This window comes from Pseudomonas sp. BF-RE-21 (assembly GCF_019947305.1).
Taxonomy (GTDB): Bacteria; Pseudomonadota; Gammaproteobacteria; order Pseudomonadales; family Pseudomonadaceae; genus Aquipseudomonas; species Aquipseudomonas migulae.
This window is the reverse complement of sequence record NZ_JAGYGF010000043.1, coordinates 43,349-53,934: the sequence shown is the minus strand read 5'-3', so window position 1 is coordinate 53,934 and position 10,586 is coordinate 43,349. Positions and strand designations below refer to the sequence as shown.

12 protein-coding genes are annotated in these 10,586 nt (G+C 60.5%); 11 read left to right on the top strand and 1 reads right to left on the bottom strand.

The window, feature by feature from the left end; genetic code table 11:
- On the bottom strand, window positions 1-568 hold a 568-nt coding region (locus KGB25_RS22810; RefSeq protein ID WP_223436759.1), incomplete at its 3' end, for an NAD-dependent epimerase/dehydratase family protein.
- A gap of 196 nt (window positions 569-764) precedes the next feature.
- Between KGB25_RS22810 and KGB25_RS22805 the strand changes: the two genes are divergently transcribed.
- The 11 genes from KGB25_RS22805 to KGB25_RS22755 all read left to right on the top strand — a co-directional run bounded on the left by KGB25_RS22805 (window position 765) and on the right by KGB25_RS22755 (window position 10,543).
- Window positions 765-1,751: an NAD(P)/FAD-dependent oxidoreductase gene (locus KGB25_RS22805; protein ID WP_008037229.1), complete on the top strand. Its 987-nt coding sequence runs from the start codon at window positions 765-767 to the stop codon at window positions 1,749-1,751.
- Entirely contained in the window at window positions 1,748-1,963 is a 216-nt protein-coding gene (locus tag KGB25_RS22800; protein WP_008025883.1) for a TIGR02450 family Trp-rich protein, read from the top strand. The genes KGB25_RS22805 and KGB25_RS22800 overlap by 4 nt, the downstream gene beginning before the upstream one ends.
- Before the next feature lie 205 nt (window positions 1,964-2,168).
- Window positions 2,169-3,128, top strand: coding sequence for a YbgA family protein (locus tag KGB25_RS22795; protein ID WP_223436757.1), 960 nt, complete (start codon window positions 2,169-2,171; stop codon window positions 3,126-3,128).
- Window positions 3,128-4,069, top strand: coding sequence for a MerR family transcriptional regulator (locus KGB25_RS22790; RefSeq protein WP_223436756.1), 942 nt, complete (start codon window positions 3,128-3,130; stop codon window positions 4,067-4,069). Before KGB25_RS22795 ends, KGB25_RS22790 begins: the two co-directional genes overlap by 1 nt.
- A 21-nt stretch (window positions 4,070-4,090) precedes the next feature.
- Window positions 4,091-5,536 carry a deoxyribodipyrimidine photo-lyase gene (gene phrB / locus KGB25_RS22785; protein ID WP_223436754.1) on the top strand — a complete coding sequence of 482 codons (1,446 nt, stop codon included), beginning with the start codon at window positions 4,091-4,093 and terminating at the stop codon, window positions 5,534-5,536.
- Window positions 5,529-5,951 carry a nuclear transport factor 2 family protein gene (locus tag KGB25_RS22780; RefSeq protein WP_223436752.1) on the top strand — a complete coding sequence of 141 codons (423 nt, stop codon included), beginning with the start codon at window positions 5,529-5,531 and terminating at the stop codon, window positions 5,949-5,951. Before phrB ends, KGB25_RS22780 begins: the two co-directional genes overlap by 8 nt.
- Window positions 5,948-6,730 (top strand): SDR family NAD(P)-dependent oxidoreductase, encoded by a 783-nt coding sequence (locus KGB25_RS22775; RefSeq protein ID WP_008037218.1) that lies wholly within the window; start codon window positions 5,948-5,950, stop codon window positions 6,728-6,730. Before KGB25_RS22780 ends, KGB25_RS22775 begins: the two co-directional genes overlap by 4 nt.
- Complete coding sequence (locus KGB25_RS22770) at window positions 6,727-7,974, top strand: NAD(P)/FAD-dependent oxidoreductase (protein ID WP_223436749.1); 1,248 nt, start codon at window positions 6,727-6,729, stop codon at window positions 7,972-7,974. The genes KGB25_RS22775 and KGB25_RS22770 overlap by 4 nt, the downstream gene beginning before the upstream one ends.
- A complete protein-coding gene (locus KGB25_RS22765) occupies window positions 7,971-8,786 on the top strand; it encodes a DUF1365 domain-containing protein (RefSeq protein ID WP_223436747.1) in 816 nt (271 codons plus the stop codon). Before KGB25_RS22770 ends, KGB25_RS22765 begins: the two co-directional genes overlap by 4 nt.
- Entirely contained in the window at window positions 8,773-10,044 is a 1,272-nt protein-coding gene (locus KGB25_RS22760; RefSeq protein WP_223436745.1) for an SAM-dependent methyltransferase, read from the top strand. The genes KGB25_RS22765 and KGB25_RS22760 overlap by 14 nt, the downstream gene beginning before the upstream one ends.
- The gene (locus KGB25_RS22755; RefSeq protein WP_008037214.1) at window positions 10,037-10,543 is read left to right on the top strand and encodes a DUF2878 domain-containing protein; all 507 of its coding nucleotides are present in this window, start codon (window positions 10,037-10,039) and stop codon (window positions 10,541-10,543) included. The genes KGB25_RS22760 and KGB25_RS22755 overlap by 8 nt, the downstream gene beginning before the upstream one ends.
- The last annotated feature ends 43 nt before the right edge of the window (window positions 10,544-10,586 follow it).

Sequence of the window (10,586 nt, the reverse complement as noted above, 5' to 3'; positions counted from 1 at the left end):
CCAAAGGCCCGCCCAGCCCCAGTTTGAACGGCAGCAACAGCCGCGACAAAAAGCCGCCCTCGGCCGACAGCACCAAGCCGGTGCGAACGAAGATCACGCGAACGCCCAAGGCTTCGGCACGCTGGGCGGTTTCTTCCCAGGCAATGCACAACTGACTGGCAAAATCATCGATCACCGGAGGGGAATGTTCAGTCAACTCCCGCTCGCCACCGTCGCCATACCAGCCAATGGCAGAGCCCGATATCAACACCTGCGGTTTCTGTTCACGGCTTTCGAGCCACGCCAGCAAGGTTTCCGTCAGGGTGATGCGGCTGCTCCACAGCAAGGCTTTACGTCGGTGAGTCCAGAGCCGGTCGGCAATTGGCGCGCCCGCGAGGTTGATAATCGCATCCACCGGTTCCTGACCGAGGTCCTCGAGTCGGGCCACCGCGCGCACCTGGGCGCCACAGACTTTCGCGACTTTGGCCGGAGTCCGGCTCCAGACGGTCAGACGATGTCCCTGACTCAACCAGTGGCGGCAGAGCTGACGTCCTATCAAACCAGTACCGCCGGTCAGCAATATGTGCATGACTTCTTCCTCGCGTGGCGTTTTACCCTGATCACTAGTCTATTTTTATAAGCAGGGATCTTTGATATCGGGCAGGGTCTGTGTTTAACAATAGGCCAAGCTGTCAGAACGAGAACGCTAAAAGTTATACCGAAAAACAATATTGTACAGGTTTCAACCACGGCGTAGTCTGTACAGAAAGGTAAACGAGGCCCCTATGACTGTACCTATCGCAATCATCGGCACCGGCATTGCCGGACTCTCAGCCGCCCAGGCCCTTACGGACGCAGGGCATGTCGTTCAACTTTTCGATAAAAGCCGCGGCAGTGGCGGGCGCATGTCGAGCAAGCGCAGCGATGCGGGTGCGCTGGACATGGGCGCGCAATATTTCACTGCACGTGATCGCCGCTTTGTCACTGAAGTCCAGCGTTGGCAAGCCAAAGGCTGGGTCGCCGAATGGGCGCCGCAGCTTTATACCTACCACGGTGGCCAGCTCAACCTGTCGCCGGACGAGCAGACGCGCTGGGTCGGCACGCCACGCATGAGCGCCATCACCCGTGGCCTGATTGGCGATCTGGAAGTGCATTTTGCCTGCCGCATTACCGAGGTCTATCGCGGTGAAGAACACTGGCATCTGCAGGATGCCGAAGGGTTCACTCATGGCCCGTTCAGTCACGTGATCGTCGCCACGCCAGCACCGCAAGCGACCGCCTTGCTGGCCTCCGCGCCGAAACTCGCAGGCGCCGCCGCCGGGGTCAAAATGGACCCAACCTGGGCCGTCGCACTGGCCTTCGATACTCCGCTGGATACACCCATGGAAGGCTGCTTCGTGCAAGACAGCCCACTCGACTGGCTGGCGCGCAACCGCAGCAAACCGGGGCGCGACAACACCAAGGACACCTGGGTATTGCACGCGACCAGCACCTGGAGCCGGCAACATATCGACCTGTCCAAGGAAGCCGTGATCGAGCAACTGCACGGCGCGTTCGCCGAACTGCTCCACAGCGCCATGCCTGCGCCGAGCTTCAGCCTCGCGCACCGCTGGCTCTACGCCCGCCCCGCCAGCAGCCATGAATGGGGCACGCTGGCCGATGCCGACCTGGGTCTTTACGCGTGTGGCGACTGGTGCCTGTCCGGTCGTGTCGAAGGTGCCTGGCTCAGCGGTCAGGAAGCCGCCCGCCGCCTGCACGAACACCTGCAGTGAACCGCATCAACCCGAGCAAATTGCTGCTGTCGAAATGGACAGCAGCCCACCCGCAAAACCGCGAAAAACATTTTCTGGTCATCGAGCTGTTCCGCGACGAGGAAGGCACGGTGCTGGACGTCGAATTGCAGGCGGTGCTGACCAAGCGCAATCAACGCCTGAGCTGGCAAACCCTGAAAAACAGCAACGCCTGGTTACTGGGCTGGAATTAGATCCCTGTAGGAGCCAGCTTGCTGGCGATCCAAACGCCGCGATCATTCAGGAATACCGCGTCATCGTTCATCGCCGGCAAGCCGGCTCCTACCAACACGCCAAATACTTATACAAACAATTTGACTTGTACACCTTTGAATCTATGATGAAACACATGTTGTACAGAAATTAAATCCTGTACAGGTTTGGATTCGAGGTGCTCCGATGCCCCACGCCAGCGCGAAACCGAAAATCGCCATCAGCGCCTGCCTGATGGGCGCCGAGGTGCGTTTCAATGGCGGGCACAAAGAATCGCGGCTGTGCAGCCGCACCCTCACCGAGTATTTCGATTTCGTCCCGGTGTGCCCGGAAGTCGCCATCGGCCTGGGCATTCCTCGCCAGCCCATTCGACTGGTCGGTGACGCTGAACGCCCCGAAGCCATCGGCACTGTTCACCCCGAACTGAATGTCACCCGGCCGCTGGCCGATTACGCCCGGAAGATGGCCGCCGAACTGGACGATGTCTGCGGCTACATCTTCATGCAGAAATCACCGTCGTGCGGACTGGATCGGGTCAAGGTCTACCACGCCAACGGTGCACCGGTAGACGGCGGTGGGCGCGGCATCTATGCCCAGGCTTTCTGTGCGCTGCACCCGGACCTGCCGGTGGAAGAAGACGGCCGGCTCAACGACCCGGTGCTGCGGGAAAACTTTCTCACCCGCGTGTTCGCCTACAGCGCCTGGCAACAGTTGCTGCAAGCAGGGCTGACTCGTCGCGGATTGACCGAATTTCACTCGCGCTACAAATACCTGCTGATGGCCCACAACCCGGTGCAGTACAAAACCCTGGGCAATCTGCTGGGCAACATGGGCCAGATCGACCCGAAAGAACTCGGCCCACGTTATTTCAGCGAACTGATGGCGGCCTTGAAAAAGTGCGCCACGCGCCGCACCCACACCAACGTCCTGCAACACATCAGTGGTTACCTCAAGCAGGTCATCACCGCTGAAGACAAACAGGAAGTGCAACACGTCATCGGCCAGTACCGCCACGGCATCGTGCCGCTGGTGGTGCCGCTGACACTGCTCAAACATCACTTTCGCCAACACCCGGATCCGTACATTGCGCAACAGGTTTACCTGCAACCGCACCCGGAAAACCTCAGCCTGCGAAACGCGATCTGATGAAAATCCCACTCGACACCAGTGCCCGCGAAGACCTCGGCGCCGACTTCAAGAAAGCCCTCGATGAGGGTTGGCTGCCAATTCGTGAAGTGGCCCGGCAGACCGGCGTCAACGCCGTCACCTTGCGCGCCTGGGAACGGCGTTACGGTTTGATCGTGCCGCAACGCACGCCCAAAGGGCATCGGCTGTTCAGCGCCGAACACGTACAACGCATCCTGACAATCCTCACCTGGCTCAATCGCGGCGTGGCCGTCAGCCAGGTCAAGCAACTGCTCGACACCCCGCAAGCCTTTGGCGAATCGGTCGAAAATGATTGGCAGGTGATGTGCAACACGCTGCTGCAAGCAGTCACTCGGCTCAACGAACGCACCCTGGATGACACAGTCAACCAGGCGATCGCGTTGTACCCGCCGCGGACTTTGTGCGAACAACTGCTGATGCCGTTGCTGGCCGAACTTGAACAACGCTGGCAAGGCCAGTTTGGCTCGCAGATGGAGCGCGTATTTTTTTACTCCTGGTTACGCAGCAAATTCGGCGCGCGCATCTACCATAACAACCGTCAACTGCGCACCGCACCGCTGCTGTTGATCAATCACTCCGACCTGCCGCTGGAACCGCATCTGTGGCTCACCGCGTGGTTGATCAGCAGCGCCGATTGCCCGGTGGAAGTGTTCGACTGGCCGTTACCGGCGGGCGAGCTCGCACTGGCGGTCGATCACCTGCAAGCCCGCGGCGTACTGCTGTATTCCAGCAAAGCCATGAACCTTGCGCAGCTGCCGAAACTTTTCAACGGTGTCAGTTGCCCAAAAATGATTGCCGGACCAACGGTATGCATCCACCACGCCGAGTTGTCCGTAAAAACCACAGAGATTGCTGAATTGTTCCTGGCCGAAGATCCGTTATCGGCGCATCAGGACCTGGTACAGCGCGGGCTTATTTAAATGAATCGTACGGACACCACCATGCAATTGATCTGGCTGCGCAGCGACTTGCGTCTACATGACAACACCGCCCTCTCGGCCGCCGCTTCCCGGGGGCCGAGCGTGGCGGTGTACCTGTTGAGCCCGGAACAATGGCGCGAGCATGACGACGCGCCGTGCAAAGTGGATTTCTGGCTGCGCAACCTCCGTGAACTGAGCCGTGCACTTGGCGAGTTGAACATCCCGTTGCTGATTCGCACGGCCTCTCGCTGGGATGAAGCGCCGAAGGTTCTGCTCGACCTGTGCCAGCAGTTGAAGATCGACGCGGTGCACGTCAACGAGGAATACGGAATTCACGAAAGCCGTCGTGATGCGGCGGTGGCCGACGCACTGAAAACCAAAGGCGTCGACTTTTATAGCTACCTCGATCAGTTGCTGTTCAGCCCCGGCACCGTACTGACCAAGACCGGCACCTATTTCCAGGTCTTCAGTCAGTTCCGCAAAGTCTGCTACGACCGTCTGCACCGTTCATTGCCGAGTCTCGTCAGGGCGCCAGCGGTGCAATCGAAGCTGAACATCGACAGCGATGAAATCCCTTCAAGCGTTGCAGGCTTCGACACGCCCAGCGACACCTTGCGCGCGCTCTGGCCCGCCGGTGAAGCCGAAGCCCGACGCCGTCTGGACACCTTCGCCGATGCGCAGATCGACTACTACAAAAGTGAGCGTGACTTCCCGGCCAAACCCGGCACCAGTCAGCTCTCGGCCTACCTGGCGGCCGGCGTCATTTCCCCGCGCCAGTGCTTGCATGCCGCCCTGCAAAGCAATCAGGGCGAGTTCGAAAGCGGCAAAGTCGGCGCCGTCACCTGGATCAACGAATTGCTGTGGCGCGAGTTCTACAAACACATTCTGGTGGGCTACCCGCGCATCTCCCGTCACCGCGCCTTCCGCCCGGAAACCGAAGCCCTGGCCTGGCGCGATGCACCCGACGAACTGGCAGCCTGGCAAGAAGCGCGCACCGGTCTGCCGATCATTGACGCAGCGATGCGCCAACTGCTTGAAACCGGCTGGATGCACAACCGCTTGCGCATGGTGGTGGCGATGTTCCTCACCAAAAACCTGCTGATCGACTGGCGTGAAGGCGAACGTTTTTTCATGCGGCACCTGATCGATGGCGATCTCGCGGCGAATAACGGCGGCTGGCAATGGAGCTCATCCACCGGCACCGATTCGGCGCCCTACTTCCGGATTTTCAACCCGCTCAGCCAATCGGAAAAATTCGACAGTGAAGGCCTGTTCATCAAGCACTGGTTGCCGGAGCTGGCCGGGCTGAACAAGAAAGACGTGCACAACCCGGCGAACCTCGGCGGGTTGTTTGGCGTGGCAGGTTATCCGTCGCCGATCGTCAATCTAAGTACATCCCGTACACGCGCGCTGGCGGCGTTCAAAAACCTGCCGTCGCGACAGAACGCGGGAGGCGGTTATGAGTGATTTCCTGCGCCGCTTCGCCTGGCAGTTTGCCGAGCTGAACAAAGACAACCTGCAGCGCCTGAATGAGCTGTACGCCGACGACGTGCACTTCACCGATCCGCTGCACGAAGTACAGGGCCTCGCGCATTTGCGCAGCTATTTCAGCGAACTCTATGCCAACGTCAGCGAACTGCGCTTCGATTTTCACGGCTTCGACCAGATCGGCGAAGGCGAAGGTTATCTGCGCTGGGTCATGAGCTACCGCCATCCACACCTGGCCGGCGGGCGCTTGATTCGGGTGGACGGCTGCTCGCACCTGCTCTGGCGTGACAAGGTTTATCGCCACCGGGATTACTTCGATGCCGGGGCGCTGCTTTACGAACATGTACCCGTATTGGGCCGGGCTATCGCCTGGTTGAAAAGGAGAATGGGATGAGCCTTACACCTCCACGACGATATTGGCTGACTGGCGCCAGCAGTGGCATTGGCGCCGCGCTGGCCGAGGAGATTCTGAAAACCGGCGCCCATCTGGCGGTCAGTTCACGTTCGCTGGCGCCGATGAAAGTCTTGTCGCAACGCTATCCCGGGCAAGTGCTGGTGGTGGCGGGAGACCTGACCAACAGCCAGACCGTACGCGAAATCGGCGAGCAGATCGCGCATGACTGGGGCTCGCTGGATACGGTGATTCTCAATGCTGGCACCTGCGAATACGTCGACGTTCAGCAGTTCGATTCGTCGCTCGTCGAGCACGTGGTGCGCACCAATCTGCTGGCCAGCAGTTACTGCATCGAAGCCGCCCTGCCGCTGTTGCGCAAAGGCCTCGCGCCACATCTGGTGGGCGTCGCCAGTTCGGTGACTTACCTGCCGCTGCCACGGGCGGAGGCGTATGGCGCGTCGAAGGCCGGGCTGCGTTATCTGTTCGAATCGTTGCGCATTGACCTGGCGCCCGAAGGCATCGAAGTCACTGTAGTCAGCCCGGGGTTCGTCGAGACTCCGCTGACGGCGAAGAACGATTTCCCGATGCCGCTCAGTTGGCCGGTGGGCAAAGCGGCGCGGCACATCTTCGAAAAACTGAAGCATCGGCCACTGGAGATCGCGTTCCCGGCGCTGTTCATGGCGGCGCTCTGGCCGCTGTCGAAAATGCCCAACCGGGTGAAGCTCGCCATCGGCAAACGCATGGTCCGCAGCAGTCCGCCGATCAAGGACGTGCCGTGAACATCGCCATCATCGGCAGCGGCATCTCGGGGCTGACCAGTGCTTACCTGCTGAATCGCCGCCACGAGATCACCCTGTTCGAGGCCGATGACCGGGTCGGTGGCCATACCCACACCGTGGACGTGAAAGTCGATGGCGAGCTTCACGCCGTGGACACCGGCTTCATCGTGTTCAACGACTGGACCTACCCGAACTTCATTCGCTTGCTGGGTCAGATCGGCGTGGGTTTCAAAGCGACCGAGATGAGTTTTTCGGTCACCGATCCGGACAGCGGCCTGGAGTACAACGGCAACAACCTCAACAGCCTGTTCGCCCAGCGCCGCAACCTGCTGTCACCGGGGTTCTGGGGCATGCTGCGCGACATTGTGCGCTTCAACAAGCGCGCCCGGCTCGACCTGTCCGAGGGCCGGATCGCGGCGCACACCACGCTCGACGAATACCTCAAGGCCGGCGGTTACGGCGAGCGGTTCATCCTGCATTACATCGTGCCGATGGGCGCGGCGATCTGGTCGATGCCGATGGCCGAAATGCTGAATTTTCCGCTGCAATTCTTTGTGCGGTTTTTCAAGAATCACGGTTTGCTGTCGGTCAACAATCGCCCGCAATGGCGTGTGATCGAGGGCGGATCGAGTGCTTACATCGCACCGTTGACCGCAACCTTTAACCGGAAGATCCGCCTCAACTGCCCCGTGATGCAGGTCGAGCGCGATGCCGATGGCGTCGTGATCCACAGCAGCGCCGGCAGCGAACGCTTCGACAAAGTGGTGTTCGCCTGCCACAGCGATCAGGCGCTGAAACTGCTGGCCAAACCGAGCGATGCCGAACAGTCGATCCTCGGTGCCCTGCCCTACGCCGACAACGAAGTGGTGCTGCACACCGACACGCGCCTGCTGCCTTCGCGCACACTCGCCCGGGCCAGCTGGAATTACCGCCTCGGTGGCGCCGGCCATACGCTGGCGGCGGTCACCTACGACATGAACATCCTGCAAGGCATCCAGAGCGACACCACGTTTTGCGTCAGCCTCAACCAGAGCGCCGGCATCAGCCCGGCCATGGTGCTCGGCCGATTCACCTACGCCCATCCTCAATACAGCCTGGCGGCGGTGGCGGCGCAGGAGCGCTGGGAAGAATTGAACGGCGCGCAACACAGCTTTTATTGCGGCGCCTACTGGGCAAACGGTTTCCATGAAGATGGCGTGGTCAGCGCGTTGCGCGTGGCCCGCTCGTTCGGGGAAGTGCTGTGAACAGCGCGCTCTACAGCGGCTGGATCGCCCATCGGCGGTTTGCCCCAAGGCGCCATGAATTCCGTTACCGGATCGGCCTGCTGTACCTCGATCTCGATGAACAGGACGCCGTACTCGGGTTATCGCCGCTGTCGGGCAACCGCCGCTTCTCGCCGTTTTCGTTTCGCGAAAGCGACTACCTCAAAGCCTTCACCGGCAACGGCATGCGCCTGATCGATGCGGTGCGCGAACAGGTCCGCCAGGCCATTGGTCATGCGCCACAAGGTTCGGTCTGCCTGCTGACCCAGCCTCGCAGTTGGGGCCTGGCGTTCAACCCGGTGAGCTTTTTTTATTGTTACGAAGCCGACGGCCAACTGGCGGCAATCGTTGCCGAAGTCACCAATACCCCGTGGCGCGAGCGTTATCACTACGTGTTGCCGGCCAGGACGCCGGATGACCTGCGCGATTTCCATCAGCATTTCGCCGTGGCCAAGGCCTTTCATGTGTCGCCGTTTCTGCCACGCGATCTCGAACACCGCATGAGCTTCAGCCCGGTCGCGAAAAAACTCGGCGTGCACATGGCCGACTGGCAGGGCGAACTGAAGCTGTTCGACGCCACGCTCAACCTGAAACGCGAAGCCCTGAGTCGCGCCAGCCTGCACCGGTACCTGCGGCGCTTTCCGTGGATGACCGCAAAAACCTGCCTGGCGATTTATTGGCAAGCCCTGCGCCTGCTGTTCAAACGCGCGCCGATATTTGCTCATCAAGCTGCCGACGGCAGCTTTCAAACCGCCACCGTTCCGCCCAAGGATCGCCGCCATGAAATCCTCTAGCGTCTCGGCCAAAGCCACTCTACTCAGCACTAACGGCTTGACCGGGACGTTGCTGCGTCGCGGTGTGCTGCGGCAACTGGCGCACCTCAAGCACGGGCAACTGGTGGTGATCGAGGATGGCGAGCGGCAGGTCTTCGGCACCGCAGGCAGTCATTTGCAGGGGGAAATCCACATCCTCGACGCAGCGGCGTGGGGGCTGGTGGCGAGTAACGGTTCGATCGGCGCGGGCGAGGCATTTATCCACGGTTACTGGAGCTCGCCGGACCTGACGGCGGTGGTTCGCGTGTTTGTCAGCAACCTTGACGTGCTTGATTCGCTGGAAGGTGGCCTGGCGAAACTCGGCCGGCCCTTAGTTCAAGGCCTGCACTGGCTCAATCGCAATACACGCAAGGGTTCGCAGAAAAACATCGCTGCTCACTATGACCTGGGCAACGACCTGTTCGAACAGTTTCTCGACCCGACCATGATGTATTCGGCCGCACAATTTCTAAGTCCCGAGGACAGTCTGGAACAGGCGCAGCTGAACAAACTGGAGCGGATCTGCCAGAAACTCGACCTCAAACCCAGCGATCATCTGCTGGAAATCGGCACCGGCTGGGGCAGCATGGCGCTGTACGCGGCGCAGAATTATGGCTGCAAAGTCACCACCACCACGCTGTCCAGGGAGCAGTACGCGTTTACCGCGCAACGGATCGAAACCCTCGGGTTGCAAGATCAGGTCACGTTGTTGCTCAAGGATTACCGCGACCTCACCGGGCAGTACGACAAGCTGGTGTCGATCGAGATGATCGAAGCTGTAGGCCATCGCTTTCTGCCGACCTACTTCAAGCAGTGCGCGCACTTGCTCAAGAGCAATGGTTTGATGCTGTTGCAGGCGATCACCATCCGCGAACAGCGCTACGAGCAGGCCAAGGGCAGTGTCGATTTCATTCAGCGCTACATCTTCCCCGGCGGCGCCCTGCCCTGCGTGCAGAAAATGCTCGAGATCGTCAGCCGCGACACCGACATGAACCTGCTGCACATGGAGGATTTCGGCCTGCACTACGCGCGAACCTTGCGCCTGTGGCATGAGAATTTTCGCCGCGCCCAAGGCCGCTTGAGCGAATTGGGCTACGACGATTATTTCCTGCGGCTGTGGGAGTTTTACCTGTGCTACTGCGAAGGTGGTTTCCTGGAGCGCACCATCGGCACCGCGCAGTTGCTGCTGGCCAAACCTTCGGCGATCACCGCGCCGCTGCTCGGCCGTTTCGATGCTTGAACGCCTGGCCAACGCCGTGCTGTTCCAGCTCGGCTGGCTTGCCTGCGTGATCGGCGGCAACAGTCTGTGGTTATTGGTGGCGCTGGGCGCTTTGGTGATTCACCTGCTGTGGATAAGTCGCTGGGCGGACGAAGGCCGGCTGATTCTCAGCGTTGTGCTGCTGGGCACGACCGTCGACAGCTCATTGCGCTGGCTGGGGGTGTTCGAGTTCAACGATGTCGCGCCGCTGATTCCGCTATGGCTGATGCTGTTGTGGGCGTTGCTGGCCACGACGTTGCGCCATTGCCTGCAATGGAGCGCAACGCCCTGGTGGCTGGGCTGCTTGCTGGGCGCCGTGGGTGGGCCGTTGTCGTATTACGCGGGAGGACAACTGGCCGGGGTGCAATTCCCTTACGGCCAATTACCGACGCTGATCGGCATCGGATTACTCTGGGCGCTGCTGTTTCCCACGCTGCATTTCATGGCCCGGCGCCTGGCGTCGTCCGACACCCACGACTGAGCGTCCGTCCGGCCTTTCACACAGCACCGACCGACTGACTTAC

Excerpts from the sequence above, each read along its gene's own strand:
- KGB25_RS22805 (WP_008037229.1), top strand. The coding sequence starts at position 765 with ATGACTGTACCTATCGCAATCATCGGCACCGGCATTGCCGGACTCTCA.
- KGB25_RS22795 (WP_223436757.1), top strand. The coding sequence starts at position 2,169 with ATGCCCCACGCCAGCGCGAAACCGAAAATCGCCATCAGCGCCTGCCTG.
- KGB25_RS22790 (WP_223436756.1), top strand. The coding sequence starts at position 3,128 with ATGAAAATCCCACTCGACACCAGTGCCCGCGAAGACCTCGGCGCCGAC.
- phrB (WP_223436754.1), top strand. The coding sequence starts at position 4,091 with ATGCAATTGATCTGGCTGCGCAGCGACTTGCGTCTACATGACAACACC.
- KGB25_RS22780 (WP_223436752.1), top strand. The coding sequence starts at position 5,529 with ATGAGTGATTTCCTGCGCCGCTTCGCCTGGCAGTTTGCCGAGCTGAAC.
- KGB25_RS22775 (WP_008037218.1), top strand. The coding sequence starts at position 5,948 with ATGAGCCTTACACCTCCACGACGATATTGGCTGACTGGCGCCAGCAGT.
- KGB25_RS22760 (WP_223436745.1), top strand. The coding sequence starts at position 8,773 with ATGAAATCCTCTAGCGTCTCGGCCAAAGCCACTCTACTCAGCACTAAC.
- KGB25_RS22755 (WP_008037214.1), top strand. The coding sequence starts at position 10,037 with ATGCTTGAACGCCTGGCCAACGCCGTGCTGTTCCAGCTCGGCTGGCTT.